General features: G+C 57.2%; 20 protein-coding genes (1 of these 20 only partly in view). 11 read left to right on the forward strand and 9 right to left on the reverse strand.

The genetic code is table 11. The features are described from left to right. The first annotated feature begins 165 nt into the window (after positions 1 to 165). Together H6973_10600 and H6973_10605 are read left to right on the forward strand one after the other, a co-directional pair. On the forward strand, positions 166 to 1,026 hold the full coding sequence (locus H6973_10600) for a protein phosphatase 2C domain-containing protein (GenBank protein MCP5126052.1): 861 nt from the start codon (positions 166 to 168) through the stop codon (positions 1,024 to 1,026). A 26-nt stretch (positions 1,027 to 1,052) separates the two neighbouring features. Next, on the forward strand, positions 1,053 to 1,481 hold the full coding sequence (locus H6973_10605) for a hypothetical protein (protein ID MCP5126053.1): 429 nt from the start codon (positions 1,053 to 1,055) through the stop codon (positions 1,479 to 1,481). 47 nt (positions 1,482 to 1,528) lie between these two features. Here H6973_10605 and H6973_10610 read toward each other — a convergent pair whose 3' ends face one another. Then, positions 1,529 to 1,789 carry a DUF465 domain-containing protein gene (locus H6973_10610; protein ID MCP5126054.1) on the reverse strand — a complete coding sequence of 87 codons (261 nt, stop codon included), beginning with the start codon at positions 1,787 to 1,789 and terminating at the stop codon, positions 1,529 to 1,531. 235 nt (positions 1,790 to 2,024) lie between these two features. Here H6973_10610 and H6973_10615 point away from each other — a divergent pair, with 235 nt between their 5' ends. After that, positions 2,025 to 3,239 (forward strand): DUF697 domain-containing protein, encoded by a 1,215-nt coding sequence (locus H6973_10615; protein ID MCP5126055.1) that lies wholly within the window; start codon positions 2,025 to 2,027, stop codon positions 3,237 to 3,239. An 18-nt stretch (positions 3,240 to 3,257) separates the two neighbouring features. Here the strand turns inward: H6973_10615 and H6973_10620 are convergent, their stop codons facing one another. Continuing rightward, positions 3,258 to 3,725, reverse strand: coding sequence for a hemerythrin family protein (locus H6973_10620; GenBank protein ID MCP5126056.1), 468 nt, complete (start codon positions 3,723 to 3,725; stop codon positions 3,258 to 3,260). Positions 3,726 to 3,971: 246 nt separating this feature from the next. Continuing rightward, positions 3,972 to 4,439, reverse strand: a complete 468-nt coding sequence (locus H6973_10625; GenBank protein ID MCP5126057.1) for a hemerythrin family protein — start codon at positions 4,437 to 4,439, stop codon at positions 3,972 to 3,974. A gap of 186 nt (positions 4,440 to 4,625) precedes the next feature. On the opposite strand from H6973_10625, the gene H6973_10630 reads away from it, so the two are divergent. Further along, complete coding sequence (locus H6973_10630) at positions 4,626 to 5,900, forward strand: HlyD family efflux transporter periplasmic adaptor subunit (GenBank protein ID MCP5126058.1); 1,275 nt, start codon at positions 4,626 to 4,628, stop codon at positions 5,898 to 5,900. Between the two features lie 4 nt (positions 5,901 to 5,904). Then, positions 5,905 to 9,045 carry an efflux RND transporter permease subunit gene (locus H6973_10635; GenBank protein MCP5126059.1) on the forward strand — a complete coding sequence of 1,047 codons (3,141 nt, stop codon included), beginning with the start codon at positions 5,905 to 5,907 and terminating at the stop codon, positions 9,043 to 9,045. A 31-nt stretch (positions 9,046 to 9,076) separates the two neighbouring features. Here the strand turns inward: H6973_10635 and tadA are convergent, their stop codons facing one another. From tadA to guaB, 3 genes are read right to left on the reverse strand one after another with little or no spacing between them, the layout of a single operon-like run. Next, positions 9,077 to 9,565 carry a tRNA adenosine(34) deaminase TadA gene (tadA, locus tag H6973_10640; GenBank protein ID MCP5126060.1) on the reverse strand — a complete coding sequence of 163 codons (489 nt, stop codon included), beginning with the start codon at positions 9,563 to 9,565 and terminating at the stop codon, positions 9,077 to 9,079. A 7-nt stretch (positions 9,566 to 9,572) separates the two neighbouring features. Continuing rightward, a complete protein-coding gene (gene guaA, locus H6973_10645; GenBank protein ID MCP5126061.1) occupies positions 9,573 to 11,153 on the reverse strand; it encodes a glutamine-hydrolyzing GMP synthase in 1,581 nt (526 codons plus the stop codon). A gap of 2 nt (positions 11,154 to 11,155) precedes the next feature. Next, positions 11,156 to 12,619 carry an IMP dehydrogenase gene (gene guaB / locus H6973_10650; GenBank protein MCP5126062.1) on the reverse strand — a complete coding sequence of 488 codons (1,464 nt, stop codon included), beginning with the start codon at positions 12,617 to 12,619 and terminating at the stop codon, positions 11,156 to 11,158. A gap of 341 nt (positions 12,620 to 12,960) precedes the next feature. Here guaB and bluB point away from each other — a divergent pair, with 341 nt between their 5' ends. The 6 genes from bluB to H6973_10680 all read left to right on the forward strand — a co-directional run bounded on the left by bluB (position 12,961) and on the right by H6973_10680 (position 18,717). Next, positions 12,961 to 13,611: a 5,6-dimethylbenzimidazole synthase gene (bluB, locus tag H6973_10655; GenBank protein ID MCP5126063.1), complete on the forward strand. Its 651-nt coding sequence runs from the start codon at positions 12,961 to 12,963 to the stop codon at positions 13,609 to 13,611. A 207-nt stretch (positions 13,612 to 13,818) separates the two neighbouring features. Next, the gene (gene modA / locus H6973_10660) at positions 13,819 to 14,574 is read left to right on the forward strand and encodes a molybdate ABC transporter substrate-binding protein (protein MCP5126064.1); all 756 of its coding nucleotides are present in this window, start codon (positions 13,819 to 13,821) and stop codon (positions 14,572 to 14,574) included. A gap of 75 nt (positions 14,575 to 14,649) precedes the next feature. Then, positions 14,650 to 15,261: a molybdate ABC transporter permease subunit gene (gene modB / locus H6973_10665; GenBank protein MCP5126065.1), complete on the forward strand. Its 612-nt coding sequence runs from the start codon at positions 14,650 to 14,652 to the stop codon at positions 15,259 to 15,261. Then, positions 15,252 to 16,343, forward strand: coding sequence for a molybdenum ABC transporter ATP-binding protein (gene modC / locus H6973_10670; protein ID MCP5126066.1), 1,092 nt, complete (start codon positions 15,252 to 15,254; stop codon positions 16,341 to 16,343). Before modB ends, modC begins: the two co-directional genes overlap by 10 nt. A gap of 229 nt (positions 16,344 to 16,572) precedes the next feature. Next, positions 16,573 to 17,892, forward strand: coding sequence for a DUF58 domain-containing protein (locus H6973_10675; GenBank protein ID MCP5126067.1), 1,320 nt, complete (start codon positions 16,573 to 16,575; stop codon positions 17,890 to 17,892). 144 nt (positions 17,893 to 18,036) lie between these two features. Continuing rightward, positions 18,037 to 18,717, forward strand: a complete 681-nt coding sequence (locus H6973_10680) for a Bax inhibitor-1/YccA family protein (GenBank protein MCP5126068.1) — start codon at positions 18,037 to 18,039, stop codon at positions 18,715 to 18,717. Positions 18,718 to 18,823: 106 nt separating this feature from the next. Here the strand turns inward: H6973_10680 and H6973_10685 are convergent, their stop codons facing one another. The 3 genes from H6973_10685 to lpxL all read right to left on the reverse strand — a co-directional run. Then, positions 18,824 to 19,384: a DUF192 domain-containing protein gene (locus H6973_10685; protein MCP5126069.1), complete on the reverse strand. Its 561-nt coding sequence runs from the start codon at positions 19,382 to 19,384 to the stop codon at positions 18,824 to 18,826. Positions 19,385 to 19,653: 269 nt separating this feature from the next. Then, positions 19,654 to 20,703 (reverse strand): glycosyltransferase family 9 protein, encoded by a 1,050-nt coding sequence (locus tag H6973_10690; GenBank protein MCP5126070.1) that lies wholly within the window; start codon positions 20,701 to 20,703, stop codon positions 19,654 to 19,656. Positions 20,704 to 20,722: 19 nt separating this feature from the next. Next, positions 20,723 to 21,203, reverse strand: partial view of an LpxL/LpxP family Kdo(2)-lipid IV(A) lauroyl/palmitoleoyl acyltransferase gene (lpxL, locus tag H6973_10695; GenBank protein MCP5126071.1) — the 3' portion only. The gene runs 449 nt beyond the window's last position; the window shows 481 of its 930 coding nt (coding positions 450-930); its start codon lies beyond the right edge, outside the window; it ends in the stop codon at positions 20,723 to 20,725.

The raw sequence follows: 21,203 nt of genomic DNA on the forward strand, positions 1-21,203 counted from the left end.
ATGATCTGACCACCGATGCACACTGACCACCATCTATCTCTCACTCACGCGGGATCAACAACATCCCCTGCAATATCCCGTTGTCGTGGTCCCCGGCTGGAAATCGCCTTGCGCTCGATATGCTCGCCGACAGGGCAGGGACGTCACGAAAATCAGGATAACTTTTTGCTCATCAATAGCCGGGGACGCGCCCGGTTTCTCTGGAACGAAAAGGACACCCAATTGCAACTGCCTGACTGGCCCCATGGACATCGGCGAATCGCGGTGCTCGATGGAATGGGGGGGCATAGCCACGGACGGGAAGCCGCTGAAAAAACCGTTGAGGGTTTGCTAGAATTATCTGCAGCTACCGACCTGGCGCAACTATCCAATGAATTAAATATTCTGCACCGGCGACTTTACCAGGAATTTCGGGCCGTCGGGTTGGAAACCGGTTGCACGCTCATTCTCCTGGAAATCCCGCCCCGTTCCCCGGCGATGTTGTTCCATGTGGGCGATTCGCGCATGTACGCCATCGATTCGAGCAACGTTCAGTGTCTGACAGTGGATCATGTGCCGGCCACGCATCTAGCCATGCTGGGCCTGCTGGACAGCGCTCAATGGTTGCAACAGGTGCATGTCCAAACCAGTTCGCAAATCAGTCAGGCTTTTATCCTGGGCAGCACCCTGGGCGCGACAAATTTTTATACTGAGGCCATTGAAGAGGAACTCTATGAGTTGCACGAGGGCAATCTGCCGCTATTTCTGCGCGGGTTGAACGATCGTCGTCTCTTGAACCTGGAATCCGATCGGGTTTACCTGATCGCCAGCGATGGCCTCTGGCACTTGCGATATCCACAGGTATTTATCCAGCGCTGGCCGGTATTGCTGGCGCAACCGCATCGTCCTCTTGAGGAACTTCTCAATGAGTTGCTGGACGAATTGGCGGCGGCGATTCAGCAACAACAGCACCAACCGGATGATAACTGCACGGTGATTCTCTTACGCAAATCCAGCGAGGCCGGGGCTTCCCCTGACGAATCCTGACCTCGATTTTAATGGAGGTCTCCCTGTTGAAAATTCGACATATTCTTCTCGCATTGGTGGCCGTACTGGCGATTGCGTTCATGCAGCCACTGGTTTTCTTTGTGGGTGGATTGACCCTGTTATGCGGCGTCGGCGCGCTCATCTTCCGGGATTTGTCGCCTGCGGGTCAGGATGCCATGGAGCGCCGCGTTCTGGGCTGGCTGCGTCGGGCGCGTTCCAATCCAATGCAGGACATTGAGTTTCCGGCTGTTCGCCGCCGGTCTTCATCTCCGGTCATGTCCGCCACTGGACCGAGTTCCCCAAAACCTGAACGGATCCGTCGTGCTCGCCCCAGAACCCCTATACTCCAGAACGATCCTTTCCCGGACATCGCCGAGCCGCTGACTCACGATGAAACAACGCCCAGCGCCAATCGTTATGCAGAACCCCGCCAGCAACCTGATGAGGCGGTTTAATGCCAGATAGCCAGCGGTGTGGGATTTCCAGGGTCGACGCCCTGCCTTCAAACCAGCGCCTCAGCGCGCGCTTTGGCTCGCAGGACCGCATAAATTTCATCCTTGAGATGCAAGCGCTTCTTTTTCAGGGTTTCCGTGTAAAAATCAGAAGGCGTCTCGATCTGTAATTCAATTCGCTCCACTTCGTCGTTGACGGTATGATATTCGTCGTATAACTCGGTGAAATGGGGATCAGCGGCTTTCAGTTCAGCAATACGGTTCTGGTATTCGGGAAACTCATGGAATAGATCGTGACTCTCTCCAAGCATGGGGGACATCCTCCTATTACTCAATTGTTAAATTTTTTCACCTTGGCAAAGGCGAAGCTTGCCATTTTGGTATACAAGTCCCTGCGTATTATTTCAATGCTATTTCAGCGTGGGCGTCAAATCAAACCCGCCCAGCTCGTTGTCAATCCTCAAGGAAAAGAGGCCAAGCACTGCGACGCCGCGCCTCCCCTTGATGATTCATGGCATGGATCGCACCCATTGTGGGATGACCCGCATGGCGTTGCCTGATGCAAAGCATTGGCCCGATGGCTGGAGCCGTCTGCGCGAGGCGTTGCTCAATCCGCGCGTCAACCCGGAAAAGCTTGAAGAGGCCCTGCGCGAAGCGCGGACGAGGCAACCACTGCCAGTCGTATGGCTGATCGGCAAAACGCAAGCCGGCAAGACCTCGATTATCCGTGCGCTCACCGGTAGCGCCGCCGCCGGGATTGGCAACGGCTTCCAACCCTGTACCCGCACCGCCCGGTTTTATGACTTCCCCACTGAAGCCCCGGTTGTGCGCTTTCTCGATACCCGTGGTCTGGGCGAAGTCGCCTATGACCCGGCTGAGGACATTCACTATTGTGAGTCGCAAGCGCATCTGGCGCTGGGAGTCATGAAAGTCGCCGATCTTCAGCAGGACGCGGTATTCGAGGCGCTGCGCCAAGTCCGCAAGCGCCATCCGGAATGGCCGGTGCTGATCGCTCAGACCGGTTTGCACGAAGTCTATCCGCCGGGCGCCAACCACATTTTGCCTTATCCCTATGATCAGCAACCGTGGTCGTTGCAAATTTCACATGATCTGCGCCGTGCCTTGCAGGTGCAAAGGGATCGTCTGGGAAATTTGCCGGGTTCGGCGCCGGTACGTTGGGCAGCAATCGATCTGACCTTGCCAGAGGATGGTTGGGAGCCAGTGAATTATGGGTTGGAAGCGCTCTGGACCGCGATGGGCGAAGTCTCGGCATGGGGCTTGCAAGCGCGGTTGCAAAGCGATCCCGGGGTGCGTAACGCCTACGCCCGCGCCGCGCATCCACAGATTGTCGGTTATGCGCTGGCCGCCGCCGGTATCGGCGCATTGCCGATCATCGACCTGGTTGGGGCGCCGGCGATACAGGCCAAACTGCTGCATGGCCTGGCAACCTTGTATGGACAGAATTGGGATCGTCGAACCGTTTCCGAATTTATTGGATTGTTGGGTGTAGGCGTGGGCGCCAGTTATGTCGCCCGGTCGCTCGGTCGTGAAGTGATTAAACTTATCCCGGGTTGGGGGCAGACGGCTGGAGCAATGTGGGGGGCGACCGCCAATGGAGCGACTACCTACGCCCTGGGCCAGGCGGCCAGCGCCTATTTTTTCAAGCGGCGGCGCGGCGATCCTGTAGATGCCGAGGCCATCCGCCGCGTTTACGCCGAGGCGCTGACGAGCAGCAGGAATGTCCTAAAGTTCTTTCCGTGATGACGTTTACACGCGGATTCATTTCCGTCCAAACGAGTCCCATAATTTTTGCGTCCATGATTTCTTGGATAATTCAGGTTTAATCCCCTGCTCCAGGAAATAGGGACTGTACCGCCTATCCGATTCCATAATGTGCCTGGTCAGCCAGACCTTGAGAAAATGCGCCAATTCGAAGCTGATCGAGTTTTTGCCCTCCTGAAGTTTGGCGCGAAACCCGTTCAACTGCTCGATCAGCCGGTCATGCTCGTCCTTATGGCGTTCATATTCAGAATAGTGCAAAATCCGCATCAGACTCTCTTCAACTGCGAAATGAATCCGGGTGTATTCGCCAAGCTGTTCGACAATTTCGTTAGTGACCTCTACGCCGTGCCGCTGCTGAATCGCCTCATGGACCTGGTTGAGCAGGTCTACCAGCACCTTATGTTGAGCATCGATTTCTTCAATGCCCACGCTGAGCGCATTCGACCACTCGATAAATTTAACCATTACCAAAATACCTCGCTGCATTTATACAGATCGAACCAGAGAGCTGAAAAGTCATCGAAGTTATCCGAAGCTTTAAAGGGATTAAGCGGCTTAGAATGCAATCCAAGCGCTTGATCCTCGCTTCTTGCTCTAGGCATGATGGATTCCCCGGAAACAGAAAGCCCGGACGTTACTGGGTAATGGTCTGATAGTTGCTCGGTTTTTTGACCACTGCTCAAAGGCGGTTCGATAACGGCGGTTCGGTGCTTAACCTCCGCTCAGTGAACGCCAGAACCGCTTTGCCCATGAACCTTTCGACAGTTCTGGCCGGATGCCTTGCGCCAGAAAATGAGCGGTGTAGCGCTTATCCCCTTCCATGATGTGTTCGGTCAGCCAATTCTTGAGAAAATGAGTCAGCTCAATACCAACCGCGCCCTTGCCTTTCTCCCATTTGGCATGCACATCCGCCAATTGAGCAATCAGCTTATCATGCTCTTCCTTATGTCGCTCATAATCTGGATAGTGCAGAATGCGCATTAGGCTTTCCTCAACAGCAAAGTGAACGCGCGTATACTCGCCAAGCCGATCAATAATGCCCTTGGTCGCTTGCACCGTTCGTCCCTGCTGTATCGCTTCATGGATCTCGTTCAATAAATCCACAAGCACCTTGTGTTGAGCATCGATCTCTTCGATGCCGACACTCAGCTCATCAGACCACTCAACAAATTTGCTCATTAAGTACACCACTGGTGTTTGTATGATCGAATCCGGGATATCCGAGGGTCATTCCGTCCATCACATCGGAGGAATTATATGCCACCCGGCACTGCTTGGCAGGATTATGGTCTTATGCCAGCGTGATCGCGCATTGGCGATCACTTATCATTGCGGAATAAAAACCCGCGCCACACTGAGTTTTCCATGGCTGAAACCGCTGCTTCTCCCCGTTCACCCTACCGGATATGGTTGCTAAAAGCCGGTCTCCCACTCGCCGTCCTGGGTCTGGCCATTGTCGGCTTCACGCTGCTCAAGGCGACCCGTGCAGTGACGCCACCAGTTGCCGCTCAAGAAAAATCCTGGAGAGTCAGTGCGATCAAGGTAGCGCCTGGGCGTTTAACTCCCAATCTGCTGCTCTATGGCGTGGTTGAAGCCCCAAAGCAAGCGGAAATCCGCGCCGCGGTGACTGCCGACGTGGCGCACGTCGAAGTCCGCGAAGGCCAGACCGTTGCCGCTGATGCTCCTCTAGTGATCCTGGATGAACGCGATTTAGCGTTAAGCCTGCGCCAGCGTGAAGCGGATCTACGCGAAATCGAGGCCCAGATCGCCAGCGAACAGGCGCGCTACGCGGCGAACCAGGACGCGCTCAAGCGGGAGGAAGCCTTGTTGGAGTTAGCGAAACGGGCAGTAACACGCGCGCAGAATCTCAATACCCGCAAGATGATTTCCGAATCGGCGCTGGATGAAGCCTTTCAGGCGGTGGAGAAACAGGCGCTGGCGTTGAACGCCCGCCAATTGGAAGTTGATGATCACACCGCGCGGCTGGCACAGCTTCAGGCGCGTCGCGCGCGCGCCGAGGCGCTGCGGGATCAGGCGCGACTGGATCTGACCCGCGCCAGGATCACCGCGCCCTTTGCCGGTCGCGTGGTCCAGGCGCCGGTTGCGCCAGGTGATCGAGTGCGGCCAGGCGACCTATTGCTGGAAATGTACCCCCTGGGCGACCTGGAGATTCGCGCCCAAATTCCGTTCCGCGCTTTGCCGGCTGTGCGCACCGCCCTGGCGGAAAATCAGTCGCTGTCTGCAATAGCCACCGTGGGCGGTCAGTCGATCACTGCTCAATTGGATCGCCTGGGTGGGGAAGCCAGCCAAAATAGCGGTGGACTGGATGCGCTGTTTCGGATCGCCAGCGGTGCCCAATGGTTGACGCCCGGTCGAGTGCTGACGCTGCAGATGAATTTGCCGCCGGAAGAGGGTGTGGTGGCGCTGCCGTTTGAGGCGCTGTATGGCCTGGATCGTATTTACCGTCTGGAAAATGGCCGCATGGCTGCTGTGAACGTTGAGCGCGTTGGCGAACAGCGCAATGCTGCGGGTCAGGCGCAAGTGCTGGCGCGTAGCCCGGATTTAAGAGCGGGCGACCGCGTTATCACCACTCAGTTGCCCAACGCCATCACCGGTCTCAAAGTCGAGGTGAGAGAGTAAACCCATGCCCTTCAGCCACAAAAATGACCTGATTGGCATCTTCGCTCAGCACAAGGTCGCCGCCAATCTGCTGATGGTCATGATGATTCTGGCAGGCGTATGGGCGCTGGCCAAGCTCAATACCCAATTTTTCCCCAACTTCGCCCTTGACCGGGTCACCGTGCGGGTGGTGTGGACCGGCGCCGCCGCCGAGGATGTTGAGGAATCGATCACGCATCCTCTGGAACGAGAGTTGCGCTATCTGGATGGATTGAAGAATCTGACCTCAACTTCGTCCAACGGTATTGCTTCGCTGAGCCTGGAATTCGAAGAAGGCAGTGACATTGGCCAGGCCCTGGATGATGTCAAGCAGGCGGTGGATCAGGTGCGTAATTTACCCGCCACTGCCGAGAAACCTGAAATCGTTCGGGTGATTCGTTACGACTCCATCGCCCGGGTGGTGATTTCCGGCCCCAGCGACCGCACCGAACTGCGCCACCTTGCGCGGCGCTACGAGCGAGAGTTGCTGGCGCGGGGGATTGCCCGGGTGGATATCACCGGCTTGCCCGAAGAGGAAATCGCGATTCAAGTGCCGACCGCCGCCCTACAGGAGTTGGGTTTGTCACTTCCCCAAATAGCTGAGCGGGTGGGAGAATTGAGTCGCGATCTGCCAGCGGGCACGGTAGGCCGCAACGATGTCGCTCGCCAGTTGCGCAGTCTGGATCAGCGCCGTGATGAAGCGGCTTTTACCACGCTGCCGTTGAAAACCGCGCGGGAGGGGGCGCTGGTAACCTTGGGCGATGTCGCGACGATCGAACGGCGTCCCCGGAACGGCGAGGTATGGCTGAGTTTTCATGGCCGTCCAGCGGTGGAATTACGCTTGCAGCGCACGGAAACGGCTGACTCTCTTAAATCCGCCCGGATACTGGAAGACTGGCTGGCGGAAACCCGGCCTCAGCTCCCGGCGGGCGTTGAATTGACGGTTTTCGACGAATCCTGGCGACTTATCAAGGACCGTATTTTCCTGCTGGTCAAAAATGGCGGCAGCGGTCTGGCGCTGGTTGTGGCTATTCTGTTCCTGTTCCTCAATGGTCGCGTCGCCTGGTGGGTAGCGCTGGGCATCCCGGTATCGTTCATGGCCACGCTGGGCGTGCTGTACGCTGTGGGCGGCAGCATTAATATGATCAGCCTGTTTGCCTTGATCATGGCCCTAGGCATTATCGTTGACGACGCCATTGTGGTCGGCGAGGATGCGTTGACGCACTATCAGACTGGCGAGCGCTCGTTGGAATCGGCTGAAGGAGGCGCCCGGCGTATGTTGGCGCCGGTCATGGCGTCTTCCCTGACCACCATCGCCGCCTTTCTGCCACTGATGCTGGTGGGTGGGCCGATTGGCAATATTCTTCGCGATATTCCGCTGGTCATTGTCTGCGTGATCCTAGCCTCGCTGGTCGAGAGCTTTTACGTGCTGCCCGGCCATCTGCGTCATAGCTTTCATCGTTTGCATCACGCCGAGCCGAGTCCGTTGCGTCAGCGATTGGATGCGGGTTTCAACCACTTCCGCGATCAATGGTTTCGGCCACTGGTCACGCTGGCAGTGGATCATCGCTGGACGACTTTGGCCGGGGCGGTTGCCGTGCTGATTCTGGCAGCCGGGTTGCTGGCTGGCGGCCGGCTCGGTTTCAATTTCTTTCCGACACCGGAGGGGACGAGGCTTAACGCTAACGCCAGCTTTGTCGCGGGTACGCCGCCGCAGCGAGTGCGGGCCTTCATGGATCAGGTGAACGCGGCGCTGTGGGCGACTGAACAGGAATTAGGTGGAAATTTGGTGGTGGCCGCGCAAACCCGGTACGGCCAGGGCCAGTTAGCCAGCGCGGGCAGCTTGCAAGGCGATCAACACGCTTCCATGCTGATCGAATTAACCCAGCCCGATACACGCGAGGTGCGGATCAACGACTTCATTAAGACTTGGCGCGCGAAGGTGCAATTACCTGCCGGCATTGAGAATTTCACCTTGTTCTCTCGCACTTCCGGTCCGCCGGGCCGGGATGTCGATATTCGCCTGATGGGGGAAAATGTTGATCAGCTCAAGGCCGCCGCCAACGAACTGGCCCAAACGCTCTTCACCATCCGGGGCGTCTCGGCTATCGAGGACGATATGCCATACGGCAAGGAGCAATTGATCTACCGTTTAACGCCAGCGGGCGAGGCCCTGGGTTTGACGGTGGACATGATCGGTCGTCAATTGCGGGCAGCGTTTGATGGCCAATTGGTGCAAATTTTCCAGGATGGCGATGATGAGGTGGAAGTGCGGGTGATGTTGCCCGACGCCGAGCGCGATAATCTCATCGGTCTGGAGCGTTTCAATGTGTTGTTACCCAATGGCGAGTCCGTTCCGTTAAACAATGTGGTGAATCTGCAAGCGCGGCGCGGCTTCGAGGCGGTGCGTCACGCTGAGGGCAAGTTAGCGGTGCAGGTTTCTGCGGATGTCGATACGACAACGGTTAAACAGGGGGAGGTCATTGCTGCGTTGGAGCAGGGGGTGCTCCAGGATTTACGACAGCGCTATGGCATCAACTATTCGCTGGAAGGCCGCAGCGCGGATCAGCAGGAGACCCTATCGGACATGCGACGCGGCGCTCTGTTCGCCTTCGCTTTCATCTATCTGATTCTGGCCTGGGTGTTCGCGTCTTATGGCTGGCCACTGGTGGTGATGACCGCGATTCCCTTCGGGATTGTCGGGGCGATTGTCGGCCATTGGGTCATGAATATCGATTTGACGGTTTTATCGCTGTTTGGCCTGTTTGGTCTATCGGGCATTGTGGTTAACGATTCGATTATCCTGGTCACGTTTTACCAACAGTTACGCGCCAAAGGTCTGGCGGTTCGGGAAGCGCTGGTTGAAGCGGCCTGCCAACGCCTGCGGGCGGTGTTGCTCACTTCGCTGACGACGATTGCCGGGTTGACGCCACTGCTGTTCGAGAAGTCGTTGCAGGCGCAGTTTTTGATCCCGATGGCTACATCCATCTCCTTCGGGCTAGCTTTCTCAACGATTCTGGTGTTGTTTTTCGTGCCTGCCCTCCTGTCCGTGCATGAGAGCGTCGCACATCGATTAGGTGGTCGGTCAAATGCCTTATCCACCTTGCACGTTAAACCTACCGAGTGATCTGGAATCGCATTACTATTTTGGAACAGGTCTATTTTTCAGCTTTTTCCCGCCGGGCGCGGAAGAATTCCCGCAATACGGTCCCGCACTCCCTGGCGAACACGCCGCCCATGATATCAACGCGGTGATTGAGAAAATCAGTTTGCAGAAGATTGCACACGGTTCCAGCGGCGCCGGCGCGGGGATCGGCAGCGCCGAACACCAGCCGGGCGATGCGGGCATGAATCATCGCCCCCGCGCACATCGGACACGGCTCCAGGGTGACATAAAGCGTGCTGTTCACCAGCCGGTAATTGCCGATCCGCGCCGCCGCCGCCCGCATGGCCATAATTTCGGCGTGAGCAGTAGGATCGCAGGCGCCGATGGACTGGTTCCAGCCCTCGCCGAGGCATTCGCCATCGCGCACTAAAATCGCGCCGACCGGCACTTCGCCCATCGCCGCCGCGTTCCGCGCCCGGTCCAGCGCCCGGCTCATCCAGTAATAGTCCCGTACGCCGTCCAGTGCAGGCGGCCCGGTCATGGCCTCATTATTCCCATTCAATGGTCGCCGGGGGCTTGCCGGACACGTCATAGACCACCCGGGAGATACCGCGCACCTCGTTAATGATGCGCCGCGAGACCCGATCCAGGAACGCATAAGGCAAATGCGCCCAGCGGGCGGTCATGAAATCCACGGTTTCCACCGCGCGCAAGGCGACTACGTAGTCATAACGCCGCCCATCTCCCATGACGCCAACTGACTTGACCGGCAGGAACACGACAAACGCCTGACTGGTCTGGTCATACAGTTCCGCCTGCCGCAACTCCTCGATGAAGATGTGGTCGGCGCGGCGCAACAGGTCGGCGTACTCCTTGCGCACTTCGCCGAGAATTCGCACACCCAGGCCAGGACCGGGAAAGGGATGACGGTAGACCATTTCGGAGGGAAGACCCAACTCTACCCCCAACCGGCGCACCTCGTCCTTGAACAGTTCCCGCAACGGCTCTACCAGCTTGAGGCGCATCATGGCCGGCAAGCCGCCGACATTGTGGTGGGATTTGATCACATGCGCCTTGCCAGTTTTCGCGCCCGCCGATTCGATCACATCGGGGTAAATGGTGCCCTGAGCCAGCCATTGCACGTTTTGCAGCTTAGCTGCTTCTTCCTCAAAGATTTGCACGAACAATCCGCCGATGATCTTGCGCTTCTGCTCGGGATCGGTCACGCCAGCCAGCAGATCCAGGAACCGCTCTTCGGCATCCACCCGGATCACGCGCACGCCCAGATGTTGCCCGAATGTCGTCATCACCTGGTCGCCTTCATGCAAGCGCAGCAGTCCGGTATCCACGAACACGCAAGTCAATTGCGCGCCAATCGCCCGATGCAACAGCGCCGCCACTACCGAGGAATCCACGCCGCCGGACAGGCCCAGCAACACTTCATCGTTTCCCACCTGAGAACGGATCGCGGTGATGCTGTCTTCGATGATATTGCCGGTGGTCCACAGCGGCTCGCAACCGCAAATATCCAGCACGAACCGGCGCAGGATGCGCTCGCCCTGGCGGGTGTGGGTGACTTCAGGGTGGAACTGGACGCCGTACCAGCGTTTTTTGTCGTGAGCCATGCCTGCGATAGGGCACGTCGTCGTGCTGGCGATGCACACGAAACCGTCAGGCAATTCGGTCACCCGGTCGCCGTGGCTCATCCATACGTCCAGCAGGCCGTAGCCTTCCGGGCTGGCGTGATCCTCGATCGCGCGCAACAGTGCCGAATGGGCGTGGGCGCGCACCTGAGCGTAGCCGAACTCCTGATGATCGGACGCCTCGACCTGACCGCCGAGTTGCAAGGCCATAGCCTGCATCCCGTAGCAGATGCCCAGCAGCGGCGCATCCATATCGAACACGATGGACGGCAGGCGCGGTCCGTGGGCCATTGTAGTCGATTCCGGGCCGCCGGACAGGATGACGCCCTGGGGATGAAAGGCATACAGCGCCTCCGGATCGGCGTCCCAAGGATGAATTTCGCAATAGACGCCGATTTCTCGCACCCGGCGAGCAATCAACTGGGTGTACTGGGAACCGAAGTCCAGGATTAGAATACGGTCGAGATGAATGTCGCGAGTGGTCATGTTCAGTCAACCCGGTAATTGGGGGCTTCCTTGGTGATGGATACGTCATGGACATGACTTTCACGCATTCCCGCCGAAGTGACCCGAGTAAAGGCCGGTTTGGTGCGCATTTCGGGAATATCCCGGCAACCGACATAACCCATGCTCGAACGCAGGCCGCCCATGAGCTGATTAATAATCGCCAGTACGCTGCCCTTGTAGGGTACCCGGCCTTCGATGCCCTCGGGAACCAGTTTTTCCACCGCGCTGCCTTCCTGGAAATAGCGGTCACTGGAGCCGTGTTGCTGGGTCATTGCGCCAATGGACCCCATGCCTCGGTAGGATTTGTAGGACCGGCCCTGATACAGCTCTACCTCGCCCGGCGCTTCCTCAGTGCCAGCGAACAGACTACCGATCATCACCGAATGCGCCCCGGCAGCCATCGCTTTAGCCAGGTCGCCGGAGTAGCGCACTCCGCCGTCGGCAACGACCGGCACATCACAGTCATGCAAGGCTTCGGCCACGTTGGACACAGCGCTGATCTGTGGGACGCCGACGCCAGCGATAATGCGGGTGGTGCAAATTGACCCCGGGCCAATCCCGACCTTCACCGCGTCAGCTCCAGCTTCCACCAGATCGCGGGCGGCGGCGGCGGTGGCGATATTGCCGCCAATGACTTGAATATCTGGGTGATGCTTTTTGATCCAGCGCACCCGATTGAGCACATTGCGGGAATGACCATGTGCGGTGTCCACCACCAGCACATCGGCTCCGGCCCCAACCAGTGCCGCTACCCGTTCGTCAGTGTCCCCCCCGGTGCCGACCGCTGCGCCCACCCGCAATCGTCCCCATTCGTCTTTGCAGGCGAGGGGGAAATCGCTGGATTTCTGAATGTCCTTGACGGTGATCATGCCGCGTAGTTGGAAGCGGTTGTTGACCACCAGCACCTTCTCGATGCGATGTTTGTGCAGCAACGCAATAATTTCTTCGCGCCCAGCGCCTTCGCGCACCGTGACCAACCGCTCCCTAGGGGTCATGATGGCGCTGACCGGGGCATCCAAGTTGTGCTCAAAACGCAAGTCGCGACTGGTCACAATACCGACCAGATCCTCGCCATCGACGACGGGTACTCCGGAGATATGATGGGCGCGGGTCAGGGCCAGCACCTCGCGAATGTTGGCGCTGGGGCCGGTGACAATGGGATCATTGATCACGCCGGTTTCATATTTCTTGACGCGCCGAACTTCCTGGGCCTGTTTTTCAACGGGCATGTTCTTGTGGATAATACCGATCCCACCTTCCTGCGCTAGAGCGATCGCTAAGCGCGACTCGGTAACGGTGTCCATCGCCGCCGATACCAGCGGAATGTTCAGAGTGATTGCGCGCGTCAACTGGGTCTTGAGGCTCACTTCATTGGGCAGCACCTCGGAATAAGCGGGGAGGAGCAAAACATCATCGAAAGTCAGGGCTTCTTGAACAATACGCATGGCGGGGCCTCAAGACTGAGCGAAAATAAACTATTCATTTTATGTCACGACGTCCGCCTGGTAAATGGAAAATCGGCTAAATCATCACCACCTATCAGTTCCGCATCACAGGCGGTTGTAGATGTTGTAGCCTGGATTCCGCTACGCTTCATCCAGGCTACGAGTTACGAGCTGCAAGCTATCGATCTGTCCGCGATGAAGAACTGATAGGTGGTGAGCGGCTAAATCGAAAGGGCTAACTCACAGCAGTACGGCTACAATCTGGTTTTCTGAAGTCAGCAAGGTTTTTCGCACCCATGACCAACACGGTTAAAACCTTTTCCAAGATGAGCAACGATCCAATGCTCAATTTGACCCACCGCTTCAGCGAGGCCGAAATCGACGCCGTGTACAAAGCCATTGCCTTGCGCCGCGACATGCGCCATTTCCGTCCGGGTCAGGTCCCGAAAGAACAACTGCAACGCCTGCTGGCGGCGGCCCACTGCGCGCCCAGCGTCGGTTTCATGCAACCTTGGCGTTTTATCCGTGTAACCGATACTGCTTTGCGCCGCGCCATTCACGCTCTGGTCGAAGCCGAACGCATCCGCACCGCTCAAGCTATGGGCGAGCGTGAGGATGAATTTATGCGCCTGAAAGTGGAAGGCGTACTGGACTGCGCGGAAGTGTTGGTGGCGGCGTTGATGGATGGACGTGAGCGTCATATCTTTGGCCGGCGTACCTTACCGGAGATGGATCTGGCCTCCGCCGCTTGCGCGATTCAAAACCTGTGGCTGGCGGCGCGGGCCGAGGGACTGGGTATGGGCTGGGTGTCGCTGTTTGACCCGGATGCGCTGGCCAGGTTGCTGGGAATGCCGCTGGGCGCGCGGCCCGTAGCCGTGCTGTGTCTGGGACCGGTCGAGCAGTTCTACGAAAAACCCATGTTGGAACAGGAAGGCTGGGCGCAACGCCAGCTGCTCAGTGAGTTGGTGAGTGAAAACGGCTGGCCGGAATGATTCAGAAACCGGCCTGAACTCCACTATGGAATTGTCATCAATCAGCCAAACTACGGTATTTATCATTCATGTCCTTTATCCCTCAAGCAACATCCGAAATAAATGCAATTTTTTACAATTAGTTAATCAATATTCACTCTTGGCGCGGCGCTTGAATAAGTGATAGCGAAAATCGACTGTCACCGTGACCTGGGAGTCATTCTGATAATGAAAGCACGTATTACCCGCTTACTGATAGGCTGGGCGCTTACCGTTTCTAGCCTGGCGACCCAAGCTGCTCAAGTCCAAGTCGCAGTCGCGGCCAATTTCACTGCGCCGATGCAGAAAATCGCCGTTGAATTTGAAAAAGACACCGGACACCAGGCGCTGCTGTCTTTTGGCGCGACCGGCAAGCTCTACGCGCAGATCAAAAACGGCGCGCCGTTCCAGGTTTTCCTCGCTGCTGATGACAAAACCCCGGCCAAACTGGAAGCCGAAGGTGATACCGTTCCCGGCAGCCGCTTCACCTACGCTATTGGAACACTGGTGTTGTGGTCGGCCAAGCCGGATTTTGTCGATGATCAGGGCAAGGTGTTGAAAAAAGGCGATTTCAAGTATCTAGCCATTACTAACCCCAAGACGGCTCCTTACGGCGCGGCGGCAATCGCCACGCTGACGAAACTAGGTCTGTTCGACGCGCTCCAGTCCAAATTGGTGACGGGCGAAAATGTCTCGCAGACCTATCAATTTATCTTCACTGGCAATGCCGAATTAGGCTTTATTGCTCTATCGCAAGTGATAGTTGATGGGCAGTTGACCGGCGGTTCCACCTGGATCGTCCCTGCCGACTTGCATGAGCCAATCCGCCAGGATGCGGTGATTCTCGCCAAGGGCCAGGATCAGCCGGCGGCGCAGGTGCTGGTTGATTATCTCAAGAGTGAAAAGGTCAAAGCTATTATCGAATCTTATGGTTACGGGCTTTGAGGAACGCCGCGCGTGCTGAGCGACGTTGATTTGGCGGCAGTCTGGCTGACGCTCAAGCTGGCCACTATAACGACCATGATTCTGCTGATCGTGGGGACGCCCATCGCCTGGTGGCTGGCCCGCACTGGTTCAAAATGGAAAGGTGTGATTGGCGCGGTAGTGGCCTTACCGCTGGTGCTGCCGCCGACCGTCCTTGGGTTTTACCTGCTGATCGCCCTGGGACCGCACGGGCCGGTTGGTCAGCTTACCCAGCTCCTGGGCTGGGGCGTTCTGCCCTTCACCTTCGCCGGGTTGGTGGTGGCCTCCGTGTTTTATTCGATGCCTTTTGTCGTGCAACCCCTGCAACAGGCATTCGAGGCGATTGGCGTCCGACCGCTGGAAGTGGCGGCGACCCTGCGTGCCAGTCCCTGGGATGCCTTCTTCACGGTCGTTTTACCGCTGGCCAAGCCTGGCTTCATTACCGCCGCGATTCTCGGCTTTGCCCACACCGTCGGGGAATTCGGCGTGGTGCTGATGATTGGCGGCAACATCCCGGAGAAGACTCGGGTAGTGTCGGTGCAAATCTACGATCACGTCGAGGCGCTGGAATACGCTGAGGCCCATCTGCTGGCGGGCGGCATGTTGCTGTTTAGCTTCTTTGTGCTGCTGGCGCTGTATTCCCGCAAGGGAACGCACACTTGGAAATAACCCCCGACTCGATCATCCAGGCCCGTTTTCAGGTGATCTGGCCGGGCTTTACCCTGGACGTCGATCTTGAACTACCCGGTCGCGGGGTAACCGCGCTATTTGGCCATTCCGGTTCAGGCAAAACGACCTTATTACGTTGCCTGGCCGGACTAGAACAGCACGGACATGGATTTCTACGGTTCAAGGGTGCGGTCTGGCAGGACAGTGCGCGCGGCATTTTCCGGCCCACGCATCAACGCCCATTAGGTTATGTGTTTCAGGAAGCCAGTTTGTTTCCGCATCTGTCCGTTCGGAACAATCTCGACTATGGACGCAAGCGGGTGAACAGCGGGCACAAGGTGTCGCTCGACCATGCGGTGGAGTTGCTCGGCATTGGCTATTTGCTGGACCGAATGCCTGACCGGCTTTCTGGCGGGGAACGTCAACGAGTGGCTATCGCCCGGGCATTAGCGACCAGCCCGGAACTGTTGTTGATGGACGAGCCGTTGGCGGCGTTGGATCTGAAACGCAAAACTGAAATCCTGCCTTATCTCGAGCGTCTGCACGACGAGTTGAAAATCCCGGTGTGCTATGTCAGCCACTTGCCGGACGAGGTGGCGCGGCTGGCCGATTACGTCGTGTTGCTGACCGAAGGTCGCGCCGTAGCTGCAGGCGGTCTGCGCGAAACCCTGGCGCGCCTGGATTTGCCTACGGCGTTCACCGAAGACGCCGGGGTCGTCATCGAAGCGGTGGTCGCGGAGCATGATGAACGCTATTACCTGACCCGGCTGGATTTTCCCGGCGGCAGCATCTTTGTAGCGCGACGGCGGGAAACCATAGGGTATAAGCTGCGCTTCCGCGTCCATGCCCGCGATGTTAGTTTGGCGTTGACCCGCGCCGAAGGGACCAGCATCGTCAATCTGTTGCCGGCCACGGTCACCGAGATTGCCGACGCTGATACGCCAGCGCATGTGCTGGTTCGATTGAATGCCGACGGTACGCCGCTCATCGCCCGCATCACCCGCCGCTCACTGGATCACTTGAGTGTTGTTCCTGGCAAGCCCCTGTGGGTGCAGATTAAGGCGGTGGCGCTGCTGACATGAAAAACCATCCACGTTTTTCGGCAGTGTCCCTCAGTATCCGTGCTTAATGAGCCTTCTTAGAGGCGGTTGAGCTTGGGAACAGCGACCTCTTGGCGGATTCTCAAATCCTGACCTATTTAGAGGGCATGATAATCCGGTCAATGAGTATTCTTGGTGGGTGCAAAATTATGCACTACTCTATAAGTCATGCCTTTTGAACGTAACAGAGTCCCGCGTTCCAGACGATTCCATGCGTTTTTCCCTGAGTCCTACTCCACTTTTTTTACCTTGGCTGACGAGCTGGACCCTGCTCGGTCTGGCGCTATCGTTCAGACCCGAGTGGCTGGCCTACTGGCTGTTGGCAGGGGGTTGGTTACTGGCCGTTGCCGTCCGGGATGCCTTTGCGCTATGCATCCGTCCCCCACTACAGGTCGAACGTCAGATCCTGCCGGCGCTGCCGCTAGGCGCGTGGCAAACGGTGCGTTTGCGCATTACCAACGCACAACAACAGCCCGTGACCCTGACCGTGTTCGATCACTATCCGACCGCCGCCGCTGATTGCGCTGACCTGCCGCAACGGGTGACCGTCAAGCCAGGGGGTTGGGTGGAAGTCTGCTACCGACTGCGCCCCGTCGTGCGCGGCGCATGGGCCTTCGCGCCGGTGCAAGCCTGGCTGGAATCGCCGTGCGGGTTATGGCGGCGGGATGACCGGTTGGGGGAACCAGCGATCGTGCGCGTTTACCCGGACTTTGCCGCAATAGTCCAGTACATCCGGCTGACCTCGGATCAACAGGAAGCGCTGCTGGGCATTCGCCGCCGGCGGCGGCGTGGCGAAGGTCAAACCTTTCTGCAATTGCGTGAATACCGCATCGGCGACAGTTTGCGGCAGATTGATTGGAAAGCAACTGCACGCACCCGTAAACCCATCGCCCGGGACTATCAGGACGAACGCAACCAAACCGTACTGTTCCTGCTCGACTGCGGGCGACGGATGCGCGCTCAAGACGACGCTCTCAGCCATTTCGATCATGCGCTTAATGCACTGATTCTTTTGGCCTATGTGGCTCTGCGCCAAGGCGATGCAGTGGGCGTACAAAGTTTTGGCGGCGAACGACGCTGGTTGATGCCGCGCCCCGGCCCGGGAACGCTGACCCCACTGATTAACGGTATCTACGATTTGCAACCGACCCTGGAACCCCCCGATTACGCCGAAGCCGCGCAGCTGACCCTGACCCGACAGCGCAAACGAGCATTGATTGTCCTGCTGACTAACCTGCGCGACGAAGATCAGGACGATCTGCGTTCCGCTGTCGCGCTGTTAAGCCGCCGCCATCTGGTGTTGATCGCCAATCTGCGCGAGCCGATCCTTGACGAATGGCTGGCGCAACCCATTCACGACTTACCCCAAGCTCAGCTGTACGCAACAGTCTGCCATTATTTGTTGCTGCGGGAGCGCGTACAGCAGGAACTTCGGCATCTGGGGAGCATCGTCCTGGACGCATCGCCCCAGCATTTGCCAGCGGCGATGGTCAATCAGTACCTGGAGCTTAAACGCGGCGGGCGGCTCTGAATGCACCGAATCGGGTTGACGATCCAGCCGTTTTTTATGATAAAAAACGTCTTATCCCCTTGGCGCGCGGATCGCGAATGAACCGCTGGCGCTTTTGTATGGTCAATAAGGGCAGTTTACAAACCTGAGGAGGTTCTTCCCATCATGACGCAGAGAGACATACTGACCAAGGCCCCCATTACCCTGACGCAGGAACAAGCGGCGGTCGGCAACAAGGTGCTGCGCAACACCTATTTACTGTTGTCGATGACGCTGCTGTTCAGCGGCCTGACAGCGGGCATCGCCATGGCCACGAACGCTGCGCCCTTGCACTGGCTGATCACCCTGGGCGGCTACTTCGGCTTGTTGTTTGTCGTTACCCACCTGCGTAATAGCATTTGGGGACTGGCGGCAGTCTTTGCCCTGACCGGATTCCTCGGTTACACCCTGGGTCCGATCCTGAACGCTTACTTGAGCTTGCCCAATGGTTCGCAGGTGGTCATGACCGCCTTGGGCGGCACCGGCGTCATCTTCCTGGCCCTGTCAGGTTATGCGGTCGTCAGTCGTAAGGATTTCAGTTTTATGGGCGGGTTCCTGATGGTCGGCATCCTGGTCGCGTTTCTGGCGAGCCTGGGCGCGATGCTGTTCAGCATTCCGGCACTGTCGCTGGCAGTCTCCGGGATGTTCATCCTGTTGATGTCTGGAATGATTCTCTGGCAGACCAGCGAAATCATCCACGGTGGCGAAACCAACTACATCATGGCCACCGTCACGCTGTACATCACGATTTTCAACCTGTTCCTCAGCCTGCTGCAAATCCTGGGCGTCATGTCCGGCGATGACTGATCAGACACGCGGTTGAGTGATTACGCCCAGCCCCGCGCCAGCGGGGTTTTTTGTCAAAAATTAGAGTCTTCGATACTTTTTGAGAAACTGCCGACAAGTTACTGATTCACCAATGGGAAATTAATCTTGGTGGAGAATTGGAAAGGATTTGTAGTTCTCGATGGTCAGTTTGCGGAATTTCATGACGTGACAGGGTACGGCTGGGAGAGATGTGGAGGCTGGATTCCGGCGTCACTTGCAACCGGTCGCCGATCTGGATGCCGCGCCGGGCCGCTTCACCGGCGTTGATTTCCAGGATATAACGCACCGTCGCAGTTTCGCTAGGGTAAATGGGGCAATCGGGCGTTACGCAGGGTGGAACATCGGCCAGAATTTGCAGCAGTCGCCGGTCAGAATCGAAATACAACAAGTCGAGGGAAATATAAGTATTTTTCATCCAGAAGACCGCCGGCCCCGGAGGTTGAACGAACAACATTCCCTGCTCGCGCGGCAGCCCCCGGCGAAACATTAGCCCGCGCTGGCGATCCTGCGGCGTTTGCGCGACTTCCACTTGAAAAATCGCTGGGCCGACCGTTACCTGCGCCTGATCCAGCGCCCACACGGATCCCGCAATTAGGGCGGCCAGCCAGAACAACCGTCGAATCAATTTTCGATAAAACAGCAGCATGGTCGTATTTTGTGGATTGTTTTTAATCAAGGGTTCAGGCGATTTTTAGATGGAAACAGAAATTACAAAGAGTTTCATACTATGGATTCTTGAACCTGTCAAAATTGGGCCTTGAGCTAAGTATACGATAATTTTTTTGAGGAAATGGGTGTTGAATGCCTATCGGACGAAGCTGACCATCGTGAAAGGCGCGGTCGGCATGTAAGCTTATCAGGCTGCGAGACGATAGCAGTCGGTCAGTCCGGTAAAAAGGAATTTGTAGCCAACTATTAATGGACAAGCCTTTGTAAATATTTAAAAATAAATGATGGCGTTAGCATTGCCATACAACTCTGATGTGAACAGGTTTTACGGTAGCAGTTGATGCAAGGGAGGTCTGCCTGCAGGGTAACAACGTTGTCGCCCAAAGGCTTGACCCGGCGAGGGTCAGTAGGGCCGCACAACACTAGCATCAGCGTCGCCGTCGCCGCAGCTAGGTGCGCGACGCCAGTGTCGTTAGCCACGATAAAGCGCGCTGGTTCACAAAGTGGCGGAATATCGAGAATCGCGGTTTGTCCGCACAAATTAATCAACCAAGGACCGCAAGCTTGGGCAATGCGCTGGCATTCCTCGGCCTCATCCGGGCCGCCGATCAGTGCAATACGTGCCAGACCGGCTTGATGAAGACGGTTCGCCAGCGCTGCATAGCGGGCAGCGCCCCAACGCTTGAGGTAACCGTTGGCGTTGCATCCCGGCAGGAAAACCGCGAATTGATCAGGCATCAAGTTGTTTACTGCCATCAATTCCCTGGCGCGGGCGTAATGGCTGTCGGAAACATGCAGCACGGGCCTTGGGGTAGTCGCCGGGATATTTCCCGCCCATAAAGCAGCGCGGCCACGATCAATCGTATGCGCTGGCTTAGGTAATTCAGCAGGCGCGATGTTATAGGGAAATTGTTGTCGATTACCCAGGCGGTAGGGAATCCGGTAGCCACTGAGCCATAATAGACTGAGTAACAATCGGGAGCGATCATTGCATTGTAAATCGATCACTAAATCATAATGCTGGCTGCGGACATGCCTTAGCCACTCACGGAAGGCGGTAACCTGTTGGCTGGGGTCGCGCAGATCGATGGCCAGAATGTGTTGGAATCGCATATCCTCAGCAAACAACCCCTGCCAGGTTGGCAGCGTATTAAGATGAAGCTCCCGTCCAGGAAAAGCCTGCGCGATATCCTCGAACAAGGCGGTTGCCAGAATGACATCGCCCATGGCGCTCCATTTAATGACCAGAATGCGGCGAATGGCAGGGTCGGCGGGTAGATCGGCGCGATAGCGCATGAGTAGAATTAACCTGGGGTTAATTGGAATAGAAGCTGGACTCGCCCGGCGGGCGGGTCTTGAAACGGCGATGGACCCAGAGATATTGCTCGGGGGCTTGGCGAATGTGTTGTTCCAACAGAGTGTTGATTCGCGCCGTATCGGCTACAACGTCGCCGCTGGGAAAGTTTTCCAGCGCGGGCAGGATAATTACTTCATAGCCTGCTACGGCAGGCAAACGGCGAGGAAAGTAAGGAACCACCGCCGCGCCGCTTAAGGCTGCCAATCGCGAGGTGGCCGTAATCGTGCAAGTGGGAATGCCAAAAAATGGGACGAATACGCTGTTGCGCCGGCCATGGTTCTGATCAGGGGCATACCAGACCGCTCGTCCACGCTTGAAGGCGCGCAACAAGCCGCGCAAGTCCTCATGCGGCAACGGCGGTAATCGAGAACGCCGTTGCCGTTCACGGCGCATAACGGTTTCATAGAGCGGATTCTTATGTGACCGGTACATGGCGTGA

Source organism: Gammaproteobacteria bacterium, from assembly GCA_024235095.1.
Lineage (GTDB): Bacteria > Pseudomonadota > Gammaproteobacteria > Competibacterales > Competibacteraceae > UBA2383.